At 58.7% G+C, this 23,814-nt stretch carries 19 protein-coding genes and 1 pseudogene; 6 read left to right on the forward strand and 14 right to left on the reverse strand.

Annotated features, from left to right (window positions below; genetic code table 11):
• Positions 1-735 precede the first annotated feature (735 nt).
• The 10 genes and pseudogenes from QX010_RS24155 to QX010_RS24200 all read right to left on the reverse strand — a co-directional run.
• A pseudogene (locus tag QX010_RS24155) lies at positions 736-1,074 on the reverse strand (transposase); the annotation flags it as partial.
• 100 nt (positions 1,075-1,174) lie between these two features.
• On the reverse strand, positions 1,175-1,936 hold the full coding sequence (locus QX010_RS24160; protein ID WP_315801411.1) for a class I SAM-dependent methyltransferase: 762 nt from the start codon (positions 1,934-1,936) through the stop codon (positions 1,175-1,177).
• Positions 1,937-2,105: 169 nt separating this feature from the next.
• Positions 2,106-2,606, reverse strand: coding sequence for an NUDIX hydrolase (locus QX010_RS24165; protein WP_316182322.1), 501 nt, complete (start codon positions 2,604-2,606; stop codon positions 2,106-2,108).
• A gap of 234 nt (positions 2,607-2,840) precedes the next feature.
• Positions 2,841-4,061, reverse strand: coding sequence for a hypothetical protein (locus QX010_RS24170; RefSeq protein ID WP_316182324.1), 1,221 nt, complete (start codon positions 4,059-4,061; stop codon positions 2,841-2,843).
• A gap of 79 nt (positions 4,062-4,140) precedes the next feature.
• The gene (locus QX010_RS24175; protein WP_316182326.1) at positions 4,141-5,256 is read right to left on the reverse strand and encodes a glycosyltransferase family 4 protein; all 1,116 of its coding nucleotides are present in this window, start codon (positions 5,254-5,256) and stop codon (positions 4,141-4,143) included.
• 139 nt (positions 5,257-5,395) lie between these two features.
• Positions 5,396-7,213 carry an asparagine synthase (glutamine-hydrolyzing) gene (gene asnB, locus QX010_RS24180; RefSeq protein ID WP_315801407.1) on the reverse strand — a complete coding sequence of 606 codons (1,818 nt, stop codon included), beginning with the start codon at positions 7,211-7,213 and terminating at the stop codon, positions 5,396-5,398.
• A gap of 87 nt (positions 7,214-7,300) precedes the next feature.
• Positions 7,301-8,545 (reverse strand): glycosyltransferase family 1 protein, encoded by a 1,245-nt coding sequence (locus tag QX010_RS24185; protein ID WP_315801406.1) that lies wholly within the window; start codon positions 8,543-8,545, stop codon positions 7,301-7,303.
• A gap of 26 nt (positions 8,546-8,571) precedes the next feature.
• Positions 8,572-9,618, reverse strand: coding sequence for a radical SAM protein (locus QX010_RS24190; protein WP_315801405.1), 1,047 nt, complete (start codon positions 9,616-9,618; stop codon positions 8,572-8,574).
• Positions 9,615-10,895, reverse strand: coding sequence for an ABC transporter ATP-binding protein (locus tag QX010_RS24195; protein ID WP_315801404.1), 1,281 nt, complete (start codon positions 10,893-10,895; stop codon positions 9,615-9,617). The genes QX010_RS24190 and QX010_RS24195 overlap by 4 nt, the downstream gene beginning before the upstream one ends.
• A gap of 123 nt (positions 10,896-11,018) precedes the next feature.
• Entirely contained in the window at positions 11,019-11,981 is a 963-nt protein-coding gene (locus QX010_RS24200) for an NAD(P)-dependent oxidoreductase (RefSeq protein WP_315801403.1), read from the reverse strand.
• 268 nt (positions 11,982-12,249) lie between these two features.
• Here QX010_RS24200 and QX010_RS24205 point away from each other — a divergent pair, with 268 nt between their 5' ends.
• From QX010_RS24205 to QX010_RS24225, 5 genes are all read left to right on the forward strand, one after another.
• Positions 12,250-13,644 (forward strand): glycosyltransferase family 2 protein, encoded by a 1,395-nt coding sequence (locus QX010_RS24205; protein ID WP_315801402.1) that lies wholly within the window; start codon positions 12,250-12,252, stop codon positions 13,642-13,644.
• Positions 13,632-14,480, forward strand: coding sequence for a DUF268 domain-containing protein (locus QX010_RS24210; RefSeq protein WP_315716383.1), 849 nt, complete (start codon positions 13,632-13,634; stop codon positions 14,478-14,480). The genes QX010_RS24205 and QX010_RS24210 overlap by 13 nt, the downstream gene beginning before the upstream one ends.
• 8 nt (positions 14,481-14,488) lie before the next feature.
• Complete coding sequence (locus QX010_RS24215; protein ID WP_409997894.1) at positions 14,489-15,115, forward strand: acyltransferase; 627 nt, start codon at positions 14,489-14,491, stop codon at positions 15,113-15,115.
• Positions 15,112-15,927 carry a class I SAM-dependent methyltransferase gene (locus QX010_RS24220; RefSeq protein WP_315801400.1) on the forward strand — a complete coding sequence of 272 codons (816 nt, stop codon included), beginning with the start codon at positions 15,112-15,114 and terminating at the stop codon, positions 15,925-15,927. The genes QX010_RS24215 and QX010_RS24220 overlap by 4 nt, the downstream gene beginning before the upstream one ends.
• A 159-nt stretch (positions 15,928-16,086) precedes the next feature.
• A complete protein-coding gene (locus tag QX010_RS24225; protein ID WP_316182330.1) occupies positions 16,087-17,037 on the forward strand; it encodes a glycosyltransferase in 951 nt (316 codons plus the stop codon).
• Here QX010_RS24225 and QX010_RS24230 read toward each other — a convergent pair whose 3' ends face one another.
• The 4 genes from QX010_RS24230 to gmd form a co-directional block, all read right to left on the reverse strand.
• Entirely contained in the window at positions 17,038-18,036 is a 999-nt protein-coding gene (locus QX010_RS24230) for an FkbM family methyltransferase (protein ID WP_315801398.1), read from the reverse strand.
• Positions 18,015-18,740 carry a hypothetical protein gene (locus tag QX010_RS24235; RefSeq protein WP_315801397.1) on the reverse strand — a complete coding sequence of 242 codons (726 nt, stop codon included), beginning with the start codon at positions 18,738-18,740 and terminating at the stop codon, positions 18,015-18,017. Before QX010_RS24235 ends, QX010_RS24230 begins: the two co-directional genes overlap by 22 nt.
• 151 nt (positions 18,741-18,891) lie before the next feature.
• Positions 18,892-19,755, reverse strand: coding sequence for an ABC transporter permease (locus QX010_RS24240; protein ID WP_315801396.1), 864 nt, complete (start codon positions 19,753-19,755; stop codon positions 18,892-18,894).
• A gap of 1,323 nt (positions 19,756-21,078) precedes the next feature.
• Positions 21,079-22,179: a GDP-mannose 4,6-dehydratase gene (gene gmd / locus QX010_RS24245; protein WP_315801395.1), complete on the reverse strand. Its 1,101-nt coding sequence runs from the start codon at positions 22,177-22,179 to the stop codon at positions 21,079-21,081.
• Positions 22,180-23,083: 904 nt separating this feature from the next.
• Here gmd and QX010_RS24250 point away from each other — a divergent pair.
• Positions 23,084-23,814, forward strand: a 731-nt coding sequence (locus tag QX010_RS24250; protein ID WP_316182334.1) for an NF038122 family metalloprotease, incomplete at its 3' end; no start/stop codon positions are given.

Genomic DNA, 23,814 nt, shown 5'->3' on the forward strand with positions numbered 1-23,814 from the left:
CAAAGGATCAACGTTCGGACTCTTCATCCACCTCTGACGAGGATCACCAACGATTCCAGCAGCGCCTTATGGCACGAGCCGATGTGAGCTACCGAGCCAACGGCAGATCAATACCCTGCCTTTCGGGATTTCTAGCTGGCCTCCGAGCATCAGTCAGGGCGATGGTCAAACGACTGCCCGGGAGCCGGACGCCCCTTGCAAATCCGTTGCGAGACGATCACTGCGATCGGCCTGATCGCGCCAGGAGCCATTAGCTCCCCTGTCTTCGCCAGATGCACAGCTCATTCCCGCGCGCTCGGCTGGGGGAGGGATCTGCTCTTTCAAGTCATAGAAATCTTTCGAGTCATACAAAGCGTCACTATCGAGCAGTCGGACGGCGTACAATAGCACCGAAATCCCCACTATCGCCGCCAAAGCAACAAGCGCCCATACCATTCCGGCCCAACCATAAACCGATGAAATATGGTGAAACAATACCCGTTCACGAATGCGAAATCAATCCCAGCGTGAGGATTAGCCGCAAGTCTACCAGACCGATTCCGAGGCGAGCGGAAGAAATACAACCACAAGTCAAAGGTGAGCGCGCAATCCTGCGCAGCAGCAGCCCGGCGCAAAACGGAGTCCCGATGCCCGGCTCGCCCTTTGCGGGTGGTCGGCGCATCGAACCACTCCAGGTCTGCGTCTCATTGAGTGGTTTCGCTGCCATGGTGAGGCGCCGGGCTGATTAGCCCGCCACACGATGGGATCGCCGCTTAAAGACGCGATGGCTCCATAGTCATTTAAGGGACGCGCTGGACGGCCCACGCGTCGTTCTGCTCGAGCAGGATCTCGCCGACGAGACGAACGATAGCATCTTCGTTCGGGAAGATGCCGACGACCTCGGTGTGCGCTTGATGTCGCCGTTGACCCTCTCGATTGGATTGGGCGAGCGCAGCTTGGCGCGGTGCTGCGCCGGGGCGGCTCATATGGGCGAGCTCCGCCTCATTCATGACGGTTGCCAGCTTGGGCACCTTGGTTGGGATTGAGCCGATCGGCGACCTTGCGCCGTTGCGCCCTGGCCATCGGGCCACTATCCGGCCCGATATGATCGGCTGTTGAAAGTCCGAAAGAACGGAAGTTTCAGATGTGACGGGGCGAGCCACATGTTCCGGGGTCAAGACTTTTTATCTGAAAACTACTTGGTGAGCTCAGCAAAGGTGTTGAGGTCGACTTGGTGTGCTCGGGTATCGCGGCCTTGAAGCTCGGCATGGTCGGAAATACCGTAAGTGAAAAAGCTCACCTTTCTAAATCCGATGTGCTCAGCGATAAGTCGGAGCTCTTCCTTTGCATAGAAGTGAATGTGGTCCCAAAACGCATAGGCCTCAAACTCGCCTTCACGAATCCTCGTCTCGGTCGGTGGCGAGTAGTGGCGGTGTAGAACTCCTTCCAGCCCAGGAAAGCTGAAGCGCATCACGCCGCCAGGCTTTAGAGTCCGATAGATCTCAGCTACTACGAAGATCGAGGCGGCTTGGGGGAGGTGTTCAAGCATATCCTCCGAATAGCCGAATCGAACAGTGTTGTCGGCGAACGGGTGTTTGTCCAGCAAGTTGACCTGATAGTAGGCTGGGTGGTCGTGCTCGAACAGGTCGATGTTGATCCAGTCGTCGAGGATAGTGCTGCCGCAACCGTAGTTCACCTTCAGATCGCTTCCCTCGATTATCTTCCGGGGGGCAGCGCGAAATCCCGCCTTGGTCCAGGCTCCGGAGTCCGGCTCATACGTATACTGTTTGTAGGTCCGGATCTTGTCTTCCCAATAAGGAATTTGCGACAGCCGGTCCAGAAGACCCTGTTGCGAAACGATCGCTGGTTCAGCTACCGGCTTGCGGGTCCGTGCTGCAACGTTGACGAGTCTCGGCGCGATGAGGCGCTTCAGGTATCGTGTCGCGCGTCTTAGCATTGGTTCCTCTTGAGTCGCACCGAGACGGATGGACGTAGGAATCGTGATAGCCAAGTAACGAGGAAGGGCGTTTAATCGAATGACATATTTACAACTGCGGCGCAACGATCGGCTTGGTCTGAGCGCCAGGCGATACTCCGGCGCGGGTGGGTACTCCGGCAACCTAGTCTTACGGCGATCCTCGCAGGCGCAAATGTCCCTGGAGGTCAGCCAACAGCAGCGTGCCGAGGGCAATCTGTGCATCGAAAAGTCCGCCCATGATCATGTTCAGGAGTTCTGGAGGACTTGCCAGCAGGGTCTCGACGCCTGTCTCGGGCGCGAATCCTGGGATCCGGGCGTCTGTCTCAATGAAGAAGGAGTGTACGCGATTGCTGAGACGACCTGCATCGGTTTTGTTCACTCCGAGCAAATGGACGGCCCTGCTCGGAAATCCAGTTTCCTCAAGCAGTTCTCGAACCGCTGAGCTCGCGGCTTGCTCTCCAGGATCGATCAGGCCCGCTGGAAGCTCGAGAGTGAAGTCCTCAACCGCCGGTCGGTATTGCCGGACCAGCGGCACCAGACCCTCGGGGGAAATGGCGAGAACGACAACGTAGTCGAACGTGTCGACTGAATGGTACGTTTCGCCCACAGTTCCTGAAGAAAACTCGACTTCGCGGGCGGTCAAAGTCACCCACGGCGAGATCCTGCTCCTGGATGTGTGTGTTATTCTGGGCCATGACTCAGGACGGTTCATTGTCGCTCCTTGCAATGCCGAGGCATCGATGAATCTGGATGCCAAGACGGTCGGGAAAGTCTGGGAGCCTCAAAGTCTGCGAGCCTCGATGGAGGTGTAGCCTTTAGCTGTTGAAGTGACGTGGCATATCGGTAGCTCGCCTGCAATATGGGGGTGGCTGCCGGCGCCAGATCACCCAGCCTCGCGCGCCGTGTCGCGCCCCATCACCGTCACCATTCCTACTTCAACATGTCGAGCGACAGTCGAGGCGACAGTCGCGCTCGCCTCCGCGAAAGTCTCGTAACCGTTCAATAATTCAACGATTGCCTGGGCGATCGCATGCGGGGATGGAGTTGCTTCGAGGGCGTTGCATCCCACGTTCCAGTCCGAAAGCGAACTGCCACTCAGGAACACGAAGGGCCTCGAACTCGAAATTGCGTCACAAACGACGCCCGACCCTCGTATCGCATAGACAGCAGGATCATGCAGCAGAAGTGCTGCGTGGGCTTGCTTCCAGCTCAATATGTATTCGTCCGGATTCAGATGGAGTGGCAATGCTTCTATTCGAACCTTACCCGCCCTGCTGCTTGGATGTCCCTGAACGCGCAGGACGACGTCTGGGTCGTGCGGGTTGAGCTTTGCTGCGAGCGCCTGCGCCGTCGCGTTCAATAGTCTAGCTCCCTTGTCCGAGCGAGCGTGACCCGCCATGTAGAGAATGAACCTGCCATTCACCGCGGGAGGTTGCTGGGCCGGCAGGTCAGTGGGGTGAGGAAGCAACTCGACAGACTTGGGCCAGATTTCGCGTATGGCGCGCGCGAAGGCGGGCGTCTCTGCGAGTAGATCCACGTTCTCAACGGCCCCCGGGGACTCCTGGAGGCGCTTTAAGGCTGATCGCCATGTCGGATCGCTTGGATGGCAGCCCACATCATCATACATCAGCCGCACGACAAAACGAGCCTGACCGCGATGCGCCTCAAATTGCTCGGCGGTTGCGATGAGAAGCTCAGCGTCGGCAGACGGCAAGAATACGGCATCTCCGGGCTCGGGCTCGAGGGTTCTGAGAAGTTCGCCGAGTTCGGGGGCAATGATCGAGCGGAGTTTGCTCGCGTCTGCGCCGGCGACCGTTAGAGTAGGTGCGTCAGGAGCATGAGAGCCTCTCCAGCCCCTGATGAAGCGTGCTATAGGCATGATCGCGCCTGCGCCGAGCGAGAACGCGGACGTGATCGTGGGCCCGTAACGGCGAGATCGTGATACGGTATCGCGATTATGTCTGAATACTCGCAAGATATCGCCGCCGCCGAGATGCTGCGATCCGTTCCATCCCTTCCCAGCGGCTATCAGCGGGCGTGTGTCGCCCATAAGGGTTGCAAACCTGGACGTGGCAAATGCGTGGTGACCACGTTCGTCGATCAAGTTTGGTTCGATTATGATGGTCCGTCCCGTCACGGTCCCTAATCTCCCGGCAATATCGAGACCTCATGCTCGAGCGGCGCTACGGCTGCTGTTCCGTTTGCCGCTCCCCTGCGACCAGGGTGTATTCAACGCATTTTTCCAGGAAGCGGGTCATGGAGCGTTCCGCTCTCGTGGCCTCGATCCTGCGACAGATTGCATTAAAGAGGTTCGGATTGAGCGCGATACGCTTGATCGCATCAGACAGCGCAGCAGCGTCGGCGCGCGCCGCGAGGATGCCGTTAACGCCATCTTGTATCTGCTCGGTCAGTCCGCCGACCGGCGTAGCTATGACGGGGACCCCGGCCCCCAAGCTGGTGGCGGCGACTCCGGATTGGCTGGCTTCGATGTGGGAAAGAACAACGGCGTGATAACGCGATAGTATCGCCGCGATTTCCCGCTCTGTAAGCCAGCGATTTATCACTTCAGCGCCGAGCGCAGCGAGGCGCCGTTTGTTTTCACCAAGCGGGCCCTCGCCGAAGACTCCTAGTTCGACCTGAAAGCCTTCTCTGCGTAAGGCCTCGATGGAATCGAGAAGCAGGGTTAGTCCCTTGTAGGGCATGATGCGACCCAGGAAAGCAAGCCTGATCGGTTTGCCTTCGGTGAGGCTGATCGTCCTCTGCTGCGCGCCATAGTCGAGATCTGGATGGAACAGCGTGAACAATTTGTGCTGAGGGACGCGCCGGGCCGTCAGGAGTCTCTTCGTCACTGCGTCGCTCAGAGTGAGGACCGCATCAGCTTGCGCAATCGTCCGATCGAGGAGAGGGTCTATGAGCGCCGACCTGTAATCACCCGGGTGGATTTCCGCATCGTGAATGATTGAAGAATAGAGAACTCCATGCGGTCTCAAAACGGAGAATACGAAGGACGACCAGACGTGCGGCATGAATTCAATCACGGCTTCAATCTTCCGATTGACAATCTCGCGCGTGATGCAGCTCCTCAGCATCGGAATGCGCCAGGCTTGGCCGATAGCGCCAAGATCATTGGAAAAGGTGTCCACGGCGACCAGCCGGTCTTCAAACTCGCAAAAAGCTGCAAAGCTCTCATTTTGGCGAGATATGGATATCGTGGCGTCGATTGAAGGACATGAGGTCGCTACGGTCGCCGCTTCCTGCACGAAGCGGGATAGTCCGCGCCGCCCCCAATAGACCAGCATGATGCGAGCTCTATCAGACCTCTCCAACATGGCTAGCTGTCGCCTTGAGAACGTGACCGAGGCCCACGTGATGTGTGTTGAGCGCCGAGCCCACCAGAACTCGGAGAGCAGCCTGTGGCTTTGACCGGATCCAGCCACGTCATGCGAGAGCACCGCGTGCCCATAGTTCGGCAAGTGTGAGCTTATATTGAAGGTCGATGGGGAAGCTTCGTTCCTCCCGGCGCAAGCGATCACCATCAATGACGCCGTGCGACACGAGCATGCTTTCGTTTCGCCAAAGCGGTCCGTGTCGTTCGATCAGCTTCATCATCCATTGTTGGACTGGAGGTGTGAAGCCCTGCTTGGGTCGCTGGCTGACTTCATCTGGCAGCAGATGACCAAAGGATGACAGCAAAAGCCATTTATGCGGCTTCTCGAAATCCTCGAGGCCGCCATGACGCATAGCGGATACCGCGTTGATGAGGTCGATGTCCAGGAACGGCACGCGCATTTCGATGGAGTGGGCCATGCTCATACGGTCGAGCAGCGTGAGGCAGTTGCAGAGGAGCCAGGTCCTCGAAAGCGCCTCCGTCACGGCTGGACCGCTGGGATATCCTTCAATCGGCCGAGTGCGCGCGAGCCAATGATTTGGTTCGACCGAAGCAGGATCGGCGAGAAGTGAGCGTGATAGCGCGGCTGACCGGCCGATTTCCTTCAATGGAGCCAGAATGGAGGTTTCCCGGGGGGCGCTATGTCCGAACGTTCGGCGTGCCCATTCTTTGATTCCTCCATTGACGCCCTTCTTACGATGCTCCGCAGCTGCATTGCGGACCCACTCGTACCCCCAAAAAAACTCGTCTCCGCCCATGCCCGAAAGCAGAACCGGCACCTTTGCGGCTCGGGCTGCGCGGCAGACCTCGAAGTACCCATATGCTGCTATGTCGGCGATCGGGGTGTCCATCGCTTGCACCAGCTGCGGGAATTGCTCGACCATTTGGTCGACATCAATTTCCACTTCCGTGAATTCGATGCCGAGAGAGCGCGCGAAGCGCTGAGCGATCAGCCGTTCGTCGGTGGGTGGTCGTCCCTTATAGCCGATCGTGAAAGCATGAATCTGGCCGGGATAGTGTCTCGCCGAAATGGCGGCGACCAGGGACGAGTCGATCCCACCCGAAAGTGCAACGCCGACCGGAACATCGGCGCTCCCCATCCGCCGGCATGCCGTATCCAGCAGGTCTCTCACCTGCGCAACCGGATCTGGACAGTGAATAGCCTCGACGTCGAGCATACTCCAATAGGGGCGCGGTTCCGCAGAGAGCTGCTTTGGCGAAAGAGTTATCAGATGACCTGCTGGCAACTGATGAATTCCCTCTATCAGGGAGTTCGGCTCCAAGCAGTACTGAAAGGTCAGAAACTCGTGCAGTGCCACTGGGGAGATGCGCCGTTGCGCTGCTGGCACGAGGCGTAGCAGCGGCTTCAGCTCGCTGCACCACCAGACTCGCTCGGCACCGTCGTCTCGCCGGTCTCGCAACATGTAGAGCGGCTTTTCGCCCAGGCGGTCGCGCCCGAGCACGAGCCGCCCCTTGCGATCATCCCAGATGGCAAAAGCAAACATACCCCGCAAATCTGCGATGCAGTCCTCACCTTTGTCCTCGTAGCCGTGAACAATCGTTTCCACGTCTGAGTGGGTTCTCAGATCGTGGCCGCGAGCCTGAAGCGCGCTGCGTAGCTCGTGGTGATTGTAGATTTCGCCGTTGCAAACCATTGCAACCGACCGGTCCTCGTTATAAAGCGGCTGTCCTCCTCCTGCCAGATCGATAATCGACAGGCGTCGCATGGCCATCGCCACGTGGGTCGATGCGAACAGTCCATCGGAGTCCGGGCCGCGATGATACAGGGCTCCATTGATCTCGCTTAATAGAGCGAGCTCGCTTTGCCGAAGTGGAGCACTGCAGATCACGCCGCTGATGCCGCACATGAGTTTAGTCCCCCATTTCCGCCGTCCGAAGATCGTTCGCTTCAGACGTGGTTGTCTCGCCAGCGCTCCGCGCGGCTAGCAAAAGGTTCACGCAGTGATCGCGGGCTTGCCGCGTGTCACGCCGGCCTTCCCTTCGATCGCAATAGCTCGTTCGACAAGGTCAACGAAGGATCGTGCAGCAGCGAGCCGCTGCCGGAGATTTCGCTCCTGAGCACGTCGTTCCGAAGCAGGATCGGGACCGTCCGGGAGTTCGCGCCAAGCGCTCGAAAGCGTTTCCGCCAGAATTGCGTCGTCGTCAGGTGGAAAGAACCTGACCTGCAGACCCTGCTCGCCTTCGAGCTGCTCACGGTGCACGGGAATATCAGAAGCGATGATTGGTCGTCCCAGCGTCTTTGCATCCTCAACGACGGTACTCCAGCCCTCGAAGAGGGATGGTTGAAGAACCAGCGTGGCGTGGCGGAAGATCTCGATCTGGTCTGCTCGAGGAACCAGTCCCAATCGCAGTATCCTGTCTTGAAGCTCGGATTTGGCGATGAACTCGAGTAATTCAGGCACATATTCCTTGTCGCGATAATCGTCTTCCCGGCCCGTGCAGACGAGTACCAGATCCGGGTGCCTTGCCTTCAAGCGATGCAGCGCCTTGAATGCAACTCGGTGGTTCTTGTGGGCCCAGAATTGATTTGCGATGTAGGCGTAGCGCCGGGGCAGGCCGTATTGCCTGTGTGGATTGCGACCGCCCCGCTCATGATCCGTGATGACGGAGCAGAAGCGCCAGACATGTGGCTCGACCTCAGGATTCGGGCAGAGATTGAGGAAGTCCCTCTTGGCCGTTTCACTGCTCAGGACCAGGACGCCAGGCTCGGAGGCGATCAAAGCGATGCCACGGTCGCGCGCATCGCGCTCATCCTCAGTAAAGAAATGAGGCAGGTGCACATGTTGAAAATCAGGTATCCATCGGATCGCCGGAACGCCCTGCACCTTGCCGCCAATTGTAGGATAGGTGGCATCCAGCTTCTGCCAAGCCGGATCGGGCGGAATGTAGGTTTGCAGAAACTTCCTATGGACACGGCGCCAGAAGTGGGCGATCGCGCCATGCCTGCGCGGGCGCCGGTCCCGGTCGACGAACGGAAAAGAGCGCAGCTCAACGGCGAGCGGCATTGCGTCGTCCGGTACGCCGAGCAGCCTGACCTCCGGTCTCTCCGCTTCTGGCAGGCTTTCGAGACAGTAGACGAGATTGCGAATATAGATAATGCCGCCCATCCACTTGGGATCGGTGATCACGTCGAGCCCGATCACCCGGGTGGAGGGCTTGCCGCTGCTTTGGCCGATCATTCAATTCCTCGGTACCGTAATGGCAATTACTTTGATCGCCGGGCAACGCGCCACCGTCGTATCCCGCCGAGCCAGCTCCCGCCGGGGGAAGGCGAGGAAACCACCTGGCTTGGCCCAAGAAATTCCGAGTAGACCTTTTCGCGTGTCGCAATCTGTTCCGGCGTCCCTTCATGCTGTCCCTCCGTGCAAGTCGCACACGGCGAAAGCTTGGGACCATAGCGAAGCAGCTCCTTTCGCCATTCCGCCATCGCCTGGCTGGCATAAGCCGCAAAAATCGTTGGAAAATCCGTCAGTTTTCCAATTGCATAGCGTTGGGTATGCTCTGCAAAGTCGACGAACATCTGGCAGCAAGGGAAAAGCGTGCCGTCGTAGGAAACCGTAAAGTCATTGAAGGGACGGGAGCACGGCGCGGACCGGCTGAACGCGCCGGAACTCAGTCCGACGGATTCCGCCCGGTTCGATCCCAGCGTGTAGTAGTTCGTAGCAAAGACATTGATGGGCAACTTTTCGATAGTGACATGACCCTGCATCGTCTCTCCGGGACGGAGGATGTCGACCTTTATGGCCTTCTGCAAACGTCGGGAAAGGTCGTTGAAGCGCGTCGCTGCATAGGCGTCGTCGTACGGCTTGCCGGCCGGGGCATGAATGGAAATGTACAGTTCGGACAGGCCGGCTGAGATCAGTTCGCGAACATAGTCTCGATCCAGATAGTCTCCGTTGCTACTGAAGTATATCCGGGCCGCCGGCAACAGCTCTCGAGCGCGCCTGATGCGATTGAGCAGCAGCGACTTGTCTGAAGTTGGCTCGTTATACAGATTTAAGCACAAGCCCTCGTCATAGGAGATTTCTGCGAGGTCGCGCAGGATAAGTTCATAGGTATCGTGAGGCAGCAGTTTGTTGGTCGAGGCACGATCGACCTTCGACACGGGGCAGTAGGAGCATGCCCGATTGCAATGTGATGAAATTTCGACAACGACGTTGCGTACTGACCTTCGAAACAGCTCTCGCGCCGTTTCAGCGCTCGTCGGTGCGAAAAAGTGGTCCCGCGCAAAATGGTCCAACGCTTCGTTCATGAGCTGACCTGGTCAAGATGAAAATCTGCATCGAAGTGAACGACGGCATTCGGGTCCGAGTAGAGGAACTTGTCGCTCGGATTGAGGACGACGACGTTTCCACACTTGAGCGCGAGAAAGAGATGAAGTCCTGCATGGCGCGTGATCGCGGCGATGTTCAAATCGTAACTTCCTGGCCGCAGATTTTGCGCTGGAACGGAAATCCTCAGACTATAGCGACCTGGCATCACGCGTCCGACCAGAAGACCCTGCTCGTGACTGTCGATAGTGCAGATATTTCTATAATGTGCTGCATCGAGCACGGCGCGGATGACGAGGTCATCGATAGCTGAATGAACCGTCACATCCATGACGATGTCGAACGGCTCCTTGAAGTGCAGCTCCTTCTTGGCTGTATTGCCGTCCTTTGCGACGATCTTGATATTGTCGCAGACAACGTCGCCGGTACCGGAGATCAGCTCGCTCGCGCCATCCGGACCAGGAAGCGCACTCTCCCGCGTACGGGCGGCGTTGCGAGCGTTCTGATCGTCATAGGCGCGGATCACCTTCTCGATTTCGCCGAGGACCTTCACTTCGCCCTTGTCCATGAACAGTCCGCGATCGCAAACCGCCCAGATCGCTCCAATGGAATGCGAAACCAGGACGATCGACGTGCCCTTGCGCTTCAATCCAAAGAGGTAATCATAGCACTTCTTCTGGAAGTTCAAGTCACCCACAGCGAGCACTTCATCGACCAGCAGCACCTCCGGCTCGCTCACGGCAGCCACCGCGAAACCGAGGCGCACCTGCATGCCGCTCGAGTAATGCTTGACGGGCATGTCGATGAATTGTTCGAGCTCAGAGAACGCAACGATCTCATCCATGTGGGAGCGGATCTCCCGGGGAGAGAGTCCGAGGAGTGCGGCGTTGATGTAGATGTTTTCGCGGCCGGTGAGCATCGGTGAGAAGCCAGCGCCGGCCGCGATCAATGCGCCAACACGTCCGCGCAACATGACGCGACCGGCATCCGGCTTGTAGATGCCAGTCAGGATGCGCAGAAGGGTCGTCTTTCCACAGCCGTTGACCCCCATGATGCCAAGGCTCTGGCCGCGTTCGAGCGTGAAGCTGATGTCCTTGACGGCCCAGAACTCCCCGTCACGCAACTGGCTCGAATCGCTGCCGGCGCCAACAAGCCGACCGAGGCCGTCACGAAGGCCGTGTGCCATCGATCGGCGCAGCGACAGGCCGAACTTCTTGGAGACGCTCTCGGCGCGAACTGTCCAGTCCTTATCGCTCACAACTGTCTGCTAACCTTTGGTGGTAAGGATGCGGGTGTACCCTGCCGGAGGGAGGCATGAAAGCGAAATGCAAAAAGGGCAACCGGCCGACCGGTCTGCGGAGGCGGCCAGCTCGGCAGCCCCTCACTTGATGTTCGCGCCTTTGTTGCCCGTCCGCCACCATGCGGCATAGGCGGCAAGCCCATCTCTCAAGCTCCAACGATGCTCGAAGCCCAGGCTTCTTGACCGTGTGGCCGAGGCCTGCAGGTGGTTCGGATCACCAACGCGCGAATTTCCATTGAATCGGATCCGACAATCGACTCCCAATGCGCGGGCAAGCTCACTGGCAATGGACTCAACGCTGGATGCGACGCCAGTTCCGCCATTGACGATGAGGCACTGCGACGTTGCGTGCTGGGCCGCGATGAACCCGAGTTCGGCTGCGTCCTCCACGTACAGCATGTCCCTGGTCTCAGCCCCCGTCCCAAAGAGGGTAATTTCGTCGGACGCCTGCGAGAGTTTTCCAGCGACGTCCCACAGCAGCTGCTTCTGCAAGCCGGGACCGTACAGAGAGAAATAGCGGATCACGGCCGTTTTCAAGCCGAATGAGTGTGACGCCGATCGACATAGCAATTCGGCACAGAGTTTGTGTGCGCCATAGGGCGATACAGGAGCCAGCGAAGCGTCTTCGGCGATCGGTCCCGGCGCGGCGCTGCCATACACTGCCGCGCTGGAGGGAAGCACGAACACCGCTTCCGGCGCTGACCTGCGCAACGTATCAAGCAGCAGCGCGGTGCTGTCTACCGAGAGACGGAAGTCTCGGTAAGGGTCCGCAAGCGATGCGCCGATTGCGCCGCTGCCCGCGGCATGGAATACGACGTCGGGGGGGCCGACAAGCTTCAGGAGCTCCTTGATCGCTTCGTTGTCGATGATCTTCTCGATCCAGGCAGCCTTGCCTGAGACTTTGACGAGAGGGAGTGTGGCGATATCGACATCGGCAGCGCCGCCGAGCCCAATGCCAGCAATATCCCAGCCCCCCGCCGCAAAACGCGCGGCCACATGTCGGCCCAGGAAGCCACGGGCGCCGGTTATCCAAACGAGTGCCATACGTCAGAATTGCTCTTAGAGGTTCCGAAAAGGGATCGTCTCTATCGAGTTGATCGCCACGGTTAAGACGAGAGGGCGCGCGCCCCTGGGCGCAGGGTCAGCTCGGACGCTCGTGCGACGGCGAAACCCATGGACGTGGAGGGCATTTTCTACTTTCACGTGTGGATGCGCCAACTTGCAAACATGCCGGTCGTGGAGGTATACACCGTCTTAGGATTGTTTCCAACGATATCCATGCCTTCAGGCCGATTGCGGAGGAGGACAGCTGGTGAGTTCCTTCAAGGTGCCTGTAAGCGGGGTAGTGGAGCGCTTGATCGGATCTGAAGATGCGTGCGTAGGCACTGACAATCCGGTTTCGATTGATCGCGCAACCAAAGGGTGCGTTCACGTCGTTGTTCCCGTCTTTAATCGTTGGCAGTTCACCCAGCAGTGCGTCGAAGATCTGCGCCGTCAGACCTATCGACATTTGACGATCAACGTATCGGACGGCGGATCGACCGACGGCACGCGAGACAAGCTCGCTCGACTCTATCCGGATGTGGAGGTGATCCACGATGGGAAGGAGCGTTGGTGGGCCGGCTCTTGTGCGCTGGCCATTGAGCGGATACTGGCCAAAGCTGCGACGGATGACTTCGTTCTTTTGCTGAACAATGACACGAGAGTCCCTGAAAACTACATCGAAACCCTGGTTGCCTGGTCGTGGGCCCATGACGCGGCCGTTGGCGCAAAGGTCGTTGACAGTCGCGATCCGACGAGGGTCCTCGATGCCGGCGAGATGATTGATTGGGAGCGCTACGATTTCCCCATCAAAACAGAGATCGCCTCAGGCGAGCGGCATTGTGAAGACGTCGACACGCTTCCGGGCCGAGGTACCTTGATTCCGATCAAGATGATAAGAGCGGTCGGCAACATCGACGATCGGACCTTTCCACATTATATTTCAGATTACGACTTCTTTTGCCGGATCAAGTCTGCTGGTTTCAAGCTGCTTGTGTGTTACGACACAATGATTCTGGCTCATATCGAGGAGACCGGTATCGTACCGCAAGCCCAGTTGACCTTGCGGCAAGCCTGGCGCGAAATCTTCGACCGTAGGTCGATGACCAATCTCGGCGATCATTGGCGCTTCGTCTCCCGACATGCGCCCGCGCCGCTGCGCCCGCGGTTGCATCGCCTTTTGGTGGCGCAGGCGGCCGCAAAATTGCTGTTGCGCACGGAACTCGGCATTTTTTTTCTACCGCCGTATAAGGGCGCGCGTCTCGTCAGGAGAGTCATACGAGCCGTTGTACGCTTGATTAACGAGCCGGATGCTGCGCTCGAGTTCGCGCACTGGCCGCATGCGGTGAAGCTCGTTGCGCTGATGACGTTTGCTCCACGTCCCTTCCAAGGCGACGAGGCCGCCGCCAAAGGGTTGGATGTGTCGCGGCTTGTGCGCGATGGCGTATTGATCCTGCGGTTGCCGCCTGACTGGTATTGCTTCGGCACGCTGCAATGGGCAGGCCGGTCGGATGCTGCGCAACTGAACGATCTGCTGCGCACGTGCCGAGGGCCGAGCCTGTTGCAATATAGGGCCCTTGTTTCCTACAAGAGGGCACGCCAAGCGCATATACGGCTGGGTGATGATAGCGCGGCAGACCCAGGGCAAGCATCATGCAATCATTGAAGCAGTACATCAAAGGGCGCCTCAAGGCGCCGCTCGCGGAATCAAATTACAAACGATTTCTCGCGGACGGCAACCCGCCTTGGAAGCCAGGTTACGATACGCACAAGATCAAGTCGGTAACCGCCGCAATCAACGATCCCGCCTACGATCCCTACAAGCTCCCGGACGGTTTTGGTTGGCGCCTCGATGAACGTATCGTCGAGTATCCATGGTTCATGGCACGCCTTCCAGCCGGAAAGGGGCGGTTGCTCGACGCGGGGTCTACCCTCAACCACGCGCATGTGCTCGGTCATCCGAAGCTGCGCGAAAAGACCTGCACCGTTTCGACTTTGGCGCCGGAGCAGTGGTCTGCGTGGCAGTGGGGCGTGTCCTACGTTTATGAAGATCTGCGCGAAAGCTGTTTCCGGGACGCGTATTTCGATTGGATTGCCTGCATCTCGACGATCGAGCACGTTGGCCTGGACAACACGATGCTCTACACGAGCGACGGCACAAAGAACGAGACGGACACCGATGGGTACGTCTCTTGTCTGATGGAATTGCGCCGAATGTTGAAGCCAGGTGGGGTGCTCTTTCTGAGCATGCCATTCGGCCGACGAGCCAACCACGGTTGGTTCCAGATTTTTGACGCCGAAATGGTCGACCGGCTCGTCGAGCGATTCGCGCCGCAATCGTGCATCGAGACCATCTATCGTTACAGGGCGGAAGGGTGGACCGTTGGTGACCGGGAGAGCGCAAAGGACGCAACCTATTTCGACATACATAAGCAAAGCACTTATGATGATGATTACGCGGCGGCCTCCCGGGCTGTCGTGTGTCTTGAGCTGACGAAGTAGCACATTCCGTGACGCGCCGTGTTCGTGCATTTGCCGAAGGACTACTTGCTCGGCTCGTCCGGCCGCGGCATATGCCCTCGGCCGACGGGAGGATTGATCGCGCTCTGGCAGATATCGACCAGACTGCCGTTTTCTATCCGACGGCCAGTCTGCATACGCACGGGCACCCGCCAGAGGCGCTGCGGATCGGCGCTCACACGCACGTCCGTGGCGAGTTGTTGTTGTTCGGACACGGCGGACGTATTCGCCTTGGCGAGTATTGTTATGTGGGCGAGCAGACCAGAATCTGGTCCGCCAGGGAGATCAGCATCGGCAACCGCGTTCTGATCTCGCATATGTGCACGATCATGGATAATCTGACCCACCCGTTGGATGCGAGCGAGCGGCATCAGCAGTTCCGCGATATCATTACCGCTGGTCATCCGCGCAAAATCGACCTGGACGAGCAACCTGTCATCATTGAGGACGATGCGTTGATCAGTTGCCATTGCGTGGTGCTGCGAGGCGTGCGAATCGGCCGGGGCGCCGTCATTGGAGCGGGCAGCGTCGTCACCAAGGACGTTCCTCCGATGGTGATTGCGGCGGGCAATCCGGCCAAGGTCATTCGCGAACTCGATATGGAAGCAGTAAAATGACCGATGGCGCGATGAGCTGGGAGCAGGCGGTCTCCTGGTTGCGCAACCAGCCTGACCAGGCCAGTCTTGTGAAGGCGTGTTTCTTCGATGACCCGCTGTTGGCGGCTGCGCAGCGATTTCACGCCAGCTCCGAGTGGATTGCGACGCGATCATTGCTGACGAGCCCACCAGGGCGCGCCTTGGACGTCGGGGCGGGCAGGGGCATCGCGAGCTACGCGCTCGCGGCTGATGGCTGGCAAGTGACGGCGTTGGAGCCTGACCCGAGCGCGCTGGTGGGGGGCGGAGCGATCCGGGCGCTTGCGGGCGAGAGTGGATTGCCGATCAAGGTTGTGCAGGAGTGGGGTGAGACCCTGCCATTCGATAGCAACAGCTTCGATGTCGTACTCTGCCGTCAGGTGCTGCACCATGCGCGTGACCTGGGGCAGCTCTGTGCCGAGATTGGTCGCGTTCTGAAGCCGGGTGGAATTTTACTTGCCACGCGCGAGCATGTCATTTCACGACCCGAAGATTTGCCGGCATTCTTGGCGTCGCATCCGCTTCACAAGCACTATGGTGGCGAGCACGCCTATTTGCTTGCGGACTATCACTCCGCCATCGCCAATGCGGGCCTTGCTCTCGATCTTTCGTTGAACCCGCTTCAGTCCGATATCAATCTGTTTCCAATGACCTTGAGTGACCACCGGAAACTTGTCGCCAAGCGGCTCAGATTGCCATCGGTGCTTGTTCGTCCTTGGCTGATGTCATGGTACGGTAACCAGCTTGACGATCCAGGGCGTCTTTACACATTCAGAGCGCGCAAGCCTGCAAGCTGATGCCAGAGATTGAATTGTGAAGAGATCATTGTCGAACATTTGCAGAAAGCTCTCTTCGCAACAGATACGGGGAGTCGCGGGCGTGGATGATTCAACGAGCCCAATCCGGGTCTGCCCGTCCCGCAGCAGGTCGTGGTGTCGTGATCGCGAGGTGCTCTCGTGACTGACCGCGTGCCGCTTGCCCTTTTCACGTACAACCGCCCGCTGCACACGCGACGGGCGCTCGATGCGCTGCTGCGGAACGCGCGCTTAGAGGACGTCAAGATCATCATCTACTCGGACGCCCCGAAGCGACCCGAGCACGCCGAAGCGGTCGAGGCAACGCGACGGTTAGTTGCAGACTGGGCCGTGGTGAACGGCGCCGAGGTCGTCGTGCGTCCAGAGAATTTTGGTCTTGCTCGCTCGATCGCCGGCTCAGTCGATGAGCTCACGCGCGCTTACGGCCGGGTGATTGTCCTCGAGGACGACCTCGTTGCAGCTCCCGATTTTGTCCGCTTCATGCTCGAAGGGCTGGACCGTTATGCTGATGCCGCCGGTGTTGCGCAGATCTCTGGTTGCCACCTCAAAGGTACGGCCCAAGTAGCCGGAGATGCCTTCTTCATGCCGCTGACGACGACTTGGGGGTGGGCGACATGGGCGCGGGCATGGTCGCTATTTGATTGGCAGACGGACGGTATGCTCGATGAGCTTGGCCACGATGCCGGGTTCCGCAGCCGCTTCAGCCTCGATGGCGCAGCGGATTATGAAGCGATGCTGTCCGATCGCATTGCTGGCAAGAATGACTCTTGGGGCATTCTGTGGTGGTATGCCGTCGCCAAGGCCGGCGCGCAGGTTCTCTACCCGCGTACGAGCCTGATATGGAACGGCGGATTCGATAACTCCGGCGTTCATTGTGCGGGTAACCTCCCCTTCCAGCTCGAGGCTCCAGCTCAATTCAGTCGGACCATCTTGCCGGCGACGCTGCGAATGCCCGATCGGGTTGAGCCGGACATGGCAGCATTCAACGAGGTCTGTCTTTGGCTGCGGGCAGGTGTCTCTCCAGCCGTTGATCGTAGCGGCCTCGCAACACGACTGCGAGGGGCTTTGAAGCGTTGGGCCGGCCGCCGCTGATCAGGAGAAATCTGCGCCTGTCCGGGTCAGAATGACCGAATTGAAGAGCCGGAATCGGACTTCGTAATTCCTGGCGAGAAGATATCTGAGAGCGGGATCCTGGTGCATTTCGGCGAACGGTGTCGACAGCGCTTCGATGATGATCACGGCGGGCGCGTAAACGTCCCAATTGCCCGAACGCAAGACGGCCAGTTCTGCGCCCTCCACATCGACGCTGAGGAGATCGACGTTGATTCCGGGAGGCACGAACTCGTCCATGATACTTGCGAGCGTCTTCGGGCGAAGCTCGATTTCGCCAGTCTTGTCCCATCCAGCCGCGACGTAGCTGTCGGCGAGCTCTGCGTTGGTCGTGTTGAGGGCACCCTCGCGAAAGAGGTGCATCCGCACGGGGTCTGTCTGGTCCGACACCGCGAGTTCGAGGTTGACGTCTCGGGGCCGGAGCAGGCCGAACGAGCTCATGCTCCCGGGGGTTGCGTCGACATTGATGCCGCGCCATCCACGGCGGTAGAGCGCAAACGTATTGGAGAACCTGGTGGCGTGATGAGCGCCGATGTCGACATAGAAGCCGGAGCGACGATCACCGAATAGCCGCTTGAGCAGGATATCCTCTCCCTCCTGGCTGTAGTGGTGGCTGCTTCCGCCGAGCGCAGAGAAATGCTCGAGCAGAGCGTCAGGAATGTCGGCAGGGTCCAGGCCCGCACAGGCCCGCGTCAATAATTGCTTCCTCAAATCGAGCGGCAAGTGGTCGGCATCAGCAGCAGAAAAAGCCGCCGAAAGCAGCCGCCCGAGCTGGCTCGCATCCAGCTTCTGTTCGCTGAGCGATTTTTCGAGGATTTGTAAGCTGGAATCGATATCTATATGAGCGCCGATCCTGGCGAGCTGGACCGCCAATCTGGCGCGGTGCTCGGGAGCTATTCGGCGTCCGACGAACTGGATCAGCGATCGCGCCACGCTCGACAATCGAAAGCTAAGCGTGGTCACCAGTTGCTGCCCCTGCATGCTTCAATGCCTCCGACTGGTCGCGGATGATTGAGCCGGCCTCTGAGAATACTATCCGATCGCACCAGAAGCGATGTTGTCCAGCAATAGATGTTGATTGGGCCGAATCCGCTGAAATCCACCTGAAGGAAACCTTCACCACGAAAGAACTCTGCTACGTCGGTGTACCAGTCTGAATTGTCGAGCACGATGCAGCCGCCCGCGCTCAGGTGAGGCAGGGCTGCCCGCGCGCATTGATTGCGCCAGACCCCGTCGATGATGATGACATCAAATTCTCCTCCGATTTCGGATATGGCCCCAGCATATTCCGTGACCTCCTCCCGAAGAATGAGCTTTTCCAGTCGACTTGACCGATGCAGCATCTTCTCAAACCAGGCGGAATCATGCTCGACGGCGGTCACCTTGGCTCCCTTATTCGCCCAAAACAGGGACGAATTGCCGCAACCAAACTCGAAGATTCGCAGTCCTCTGGCGTCGAGCTGCTCGAAGTATTCCAGTGCGGGATATGTGTACCAGGGAACAGGTTTCCCATCGACGGCGACCGGCAGTTTCAGCTCGAGCGTTCGTCCATAGCCGTACTTGTTCACGAGGATGTCGAGAGCAGGCTCGAATGCCTTCGGCTCAGGCTTGGGCGTGGCATGCGCCAATGCGTTCGCGACTGTCCTCTGGACATAGGTGTTGATCCGATCTTTGAGCCATCTCATCTCAAGCATACTCCTGCGAGCTGGCCGGCGTCCGCCAAGCGAGTTGCTCGACGGATGGGCTCGCATGTGAATTGGGACTCGGGCCGCAACATTGTCTAACGGGAGGTCTTGTTTCTGTTCAATTTGCTGTCGCTGCCTGTCGTCGGCTCAGCTACAGCCGCTCCGCTACGAGGTCCTCGAGCAGGTAGAAGATCTTCAGCCCAACGATGACCAGAATCACGGTCGCGACGATCACCAGCAAAAACACCGGAATGTCGTTGGCTTGGTCGAGGCAGATCAGCGCACGAGGAACATCGATGAGGTAGGTCAACGGATTGCACTTGATCAGAAACTGTATGGTTGGGCTCTCGATGCTCGAGTGCAGGTATACCGCAGGCGTCAAGTACATCAGCAGAGAGAGCCCTTGCGTGGCGAGCGGCGTAAGGTCGCGCGCAATTGTGCCGAGCACTGCGAGCATCAAGCCAATTGCCGTCCCGAGCAGTACCATGGGCAGAACCAGCAATGGATAGGCGAGTATCCAGAGGCTGGGCCACCGACCCATGATCAAGAATACCGCCATCATCGTGATCATGCTGATGGCGATGGAATAGAAAACGCCTGCCAGCGAGCTCATGGCGAGCGCCAGCTTTGGAATCTTGGTTCGCAGAATGAGATCAGCCTGCGACTGCAGCCCACTGCTGACCGCTCCCATTGCGCCCGGTAGACATGCCCAGATGGTGGTGCCGACGAGAACATAAAGAGGGTATGGAATCTCTCCTTGGCCTGGCTTGAGAACGCCAATGGAATAAAGAAACAGGAAGCTGACGATCCCCAGGATCGGATTGAGAAGAGCCCAGAAATACCCGAGAATTTTCTGTCGGAATTGAGCGATGAAGTCGCGCCAGAAAAGGCGAGTTATCACGTGGCGAGAGTTCGATAGATCGAAGTAGGCTTGGCGCAGGCTCGACGTTAGTCCACCGCTGCGCTGTGTTGCCTCATAAATTGTAATCGTGTCCTGGCGGTCAGACTTGATCATCGCCACCTCGCGGGCTTCTCTCGTGTGGTCAAATTGTGATTCGCTGGCTGCCTCGTCGTCGATTTACGAGAGGCGGAATTCTCTGAGATCCCGCGCTATCGATCGAGACTTCCTGTGCAGGCGGGTGTAAAGCCGGACGTGCCTTCTGAAACGGTGTCCTCCACATCAGTGGATCTTTGAAGGTTTTCCCGACATCGCGACGATTGCTCCACCACCGCGATAGCCAGCCGGCGGCGCTGAGCGCCGCACCTTTGGGTCCGTGTCACACACGGGGACGCTTTGAGCAAGTGGAATTCGCAATCTCACTCCGGCACAATCGGGCGATGCACGAGCAGTGCAGCGCGCCGATCTGGTGCCTCTGAGCCAGGCATTCTCCATATGCCGGCCACGATGGCAGGTTGTCGCGCTTGAGGCTGCTGCCAACCGGACAGGAGTCAGCAAATGGTTCAGCCACGCGGTGGGATGCAAGCAGCGATTGGGTGCATCAAGGTTAGCCGTCTGCAGCAACCGTAGAGGCAGTAGCTGACTGTATGATGATACCGAGAAGATTGCAAGCGGTCTCAATGGTGACTGTCAACCGTGGCAACGGGAGCGCCGCGATCTTCCAGTTACTTCGCCGCCTATTGGCGGTGCACGCCGCCGCCGAACCAGGTCGCGCACACGTCGAGCCTCGTGCATAGCCGCAAATGCTGAACGGGCTGCGGTTTGTCGAGGGATGCCTCGCGCGACGGACCGACCGATACGGAGGCTACAACGGATTATCGTCGTGCGGTCAGAATGAGATCTGACAACGCGCGACCGAGCGCGGCGGCCGTTACAGGTCCTGATAGGGCCGGCGGATAGCCGCTTCAAGTCGTGTGGGCCTGCCTCGCTGGGAGCAAAGCGCGAGTTCTGGCGAATCCGCCTTCGGCTCCTTGCCAGGGGATTCAGCGACCAAGGCCGATACTATGTCACCGGGTTCTCGCAGATCTGCGGAGGACGTTGGCGTTGGCGCCCGTGTGACCTTCAACGGCGGACGGCTGGGGCTTTGAGCTCACCGTCATTCTTTTCGACGCGGCCGCAACGATCGTGCTCCGGTGTTCTTCCGTTCAAGGGCTCAAAAGCCCGCGCCGATGGGCGTAGCCTTTGCGACGGACATCCTTCTACATCTGTTCGTGTAGCTATTCACCTGCTTGCGCACGCATTCGGCCGCGTGCGGCTGCGGCTCCCAACCTGTATTCAATGTCCTCCTGCTCTCAGGCATGCCACCGTTGACTGGGAGCACGAAAGCAGCCGCAGTCTGCTTCTCTCCCGATGAGCGAAAACGATGGCTGCCTAAGGTCTTCAGCTATTGACCGGTCTAGCCGCCGCCTCACGGCGAGCTTCAGCCAGGTCGCAAACGACCATCTCTTTCACCAAATCCCGAAAGCTCGTCTGCGCTTTCCAGCCGAGGCTCTTCCAGGCCTTTGTGGCATCTCCGATCAAGAGGTCGACCTCGGTCGGCCGGAAATATGCCGGATCGATGCGTACAACAATCCTGCCTGAAGCGGTATCGCGGCCCACCTCTTCGACCCCCTTTCCTTGCCACTCTATGCGACGACCGATTTCTCCAAAAGCAAGCTCTACGAATTCGCGTACCGAGCGTGTCTCTCCGGTAGCAAGAACAAAGTCATCCGGCTTATCCGCCTGCAGGATTGCGTGCATTCCCTTCACGTAGTCCCTCGCGTGTCCCCAGTCGCGCTTTGCTTCAAGATTTCCAAGGTAGATAGTGTCTTCCAACCCAACTTCTATTCTCGCAACTCCCCGCGTAATCTTGCGGGTAACAAAAGTCTCTCCGCGTATCGGGCTTTCATGGTTGAACAAGATGCCATTAGAAGCAAATATGCCATAGGCCTCACGATAATTTACTGTAATCCAATAGCCGTATAGCTTCGCAACTGCATAGGGAGATCGTGGATAAAACGGCGTGGTTTCCCTTTGAGGGACTTCTTGGACCAAGCCGTATAGCTCGGAGGTTGACGCCTGATAGAATCGCGTGTCTTTCTCCAGGCCGAGAATGCGAATGGCTTCTAACAGCCGGAGAACTCCGACTGCATCCGCATTGGCTGTGTATTCCGGGCTCTCAAAGCTGACGGCGACATGGCTCTGAGCTGCGAGATTGTATATCTCAGTCGGCCTGATCTGTTGCACCAACCGGATAAGATTGGTCGAGTCTGTCATGTCGCCGTAGTGCATCAGGAACGGGACGTCGCCGACGTGGGGGTCTTGGTACAGATGATCCACGCGAGCCGTGTTAAAGGACGACGATCGACGTTTGATTCCGTGTACCGTATAGCCGAGTCCCAGAAGATACTCAGCCAAGTACGCGCCATCTTGGCCCGTCACGCCTGTAATAAGCGCTACACGCCGTTTACGATCTTGTCCCACCACGTTCTCCTCGACCATGCTCGCTCTGCGAATTGTCAACAATGAAGGCGCGTCTAGATATCCGTCCTGGATGACCACGGTCCACGTGCTCTGTGACGCACGTGGACGGCGATCGAGTCTGCGCTCCGCGATATCATCTGCGATCGCCAAAGTCTAATGGTAGGCCTTCAAGGAAGCTAGGCCGACCGGTCGACGCAAAATTCGCTGTGCTCTTGGCGGCAACCGGTGCACAAGCGAGATCGGAACAACCCTCTTGGGAAAGCGCGCCGACAAAACTGCCGTGAGAGGCAGCCGCTGCAGCTCACTGCTCTATCTCAAGCCCGCCAGCTTGCCCCGGCCCGGTCAGGCCGAGTGATTCTCTGCGTTCGGCGGCCTCAAAGTGCTTCGGACGGGAGCCATGCACTGGCCAGTTGTCGCAACACCGACCCCAGGACATTTAATTCGACAAGATCCTGGGTGGCACCCTCGCGTCGATCGAACACTTCGATCAATACAAGTTCCGATCTCAAGAATCGAAGAAGGGTCGTCAAAGCCGGGGCAAACATTGCGGCAGCAGACGACGTTCAGTCGAATGGACGAGCCGACTGTAGGGCAGCTGGGCAATGCCCCACGATGGAAGCGAACTCAGCTCGCCAACGATCTGTTTCGCGGCAGAAGGCCCATGCCAATCCTCGCCCGCCGCTTTTTCTCGTCTGACCGCTCTCGTTAACCACTGAGCAAGACGATCAGGCGGATAGATATCGTTGGTTCGGTCGTGAATCGCTCATCGCTGGATCAATGGTCGAGCCATACGCCGTTCACGCAAGCAGCTGGGACTTAGGCAATGCCTGGGCTTTCGATCTCACAGTCGGTCACAAATTCGGCCCCTGACGATGCGGGGGTCTTACCGCCGACGAATCCGGTCGAGCTTCCCCAAGAAGCCGTGGAATCGCTGCTCGCCCAGGGCGATTTCGGCGGGATCGGCGCGGTCACCGCGGTGAGTGCCGGCGGTCTGACCATCAATCTGCTGTTCGACACAGCGGCGATGAATGCACCGGCGAGCTTTCGCGCCGGCATCCAGCAGGCCGCAGCGATCCTCACCTCGATGATCTCGGATCGCATCACCGTCAACATCAAGATCGACTATAGCGGCGTCGGCGGCGGCGCGGCAGCCGGTCCTGACGGCGGCCAGTGGATGGGCTATTCGAGCGTCAGGTCCAACCTGATCAACTATGCCAGCCCCGGCGATACCACCTTCAATGCCCTGCCGGCGGGATCCAGCATCCAGGGGCAGTCCTACGTCGCGGTGTGGAATTCCCAGCTCAAGCTGTGGGGCGGCCTCGGCGCCAACGATGCGACCACCGACGACGGCAGCGCGACGTTTGCGACCGACATCAATTCAAACCTGCTGGTCGGCGTGGCGCTGCACGAGCTGACTCACGCTTTCGGCCGCGTGCCCTACGGCCCGCAGCCCGACATCTTCGATCTGTTCCGCTTCTCCAGCCCGGGCGTGCGGCTGATGACCGGCGGCGCGACGGCGGGGACGGCGTATTTCTCGGTCGATGGCGGCTATACGAAGCTTGCCGATTACGGCCAGTCCTCGGACCCCAGCGACTTCCTGAACAGCGGCGTGCAGGGCGGCAACGATCCGTTCAACGAGTTCTACACCTACAG

The sequence above is a fragment of the Bradyrhizobium sp. SZCCHNRI1009 genome (genome assembly GCF_032487575.1).
Lineage (GTDB): Bacteria > Pseudomonadota > Alphaproteobacteria > Rhizobiales > Xanthobacteraceae > Bradyrhizobium.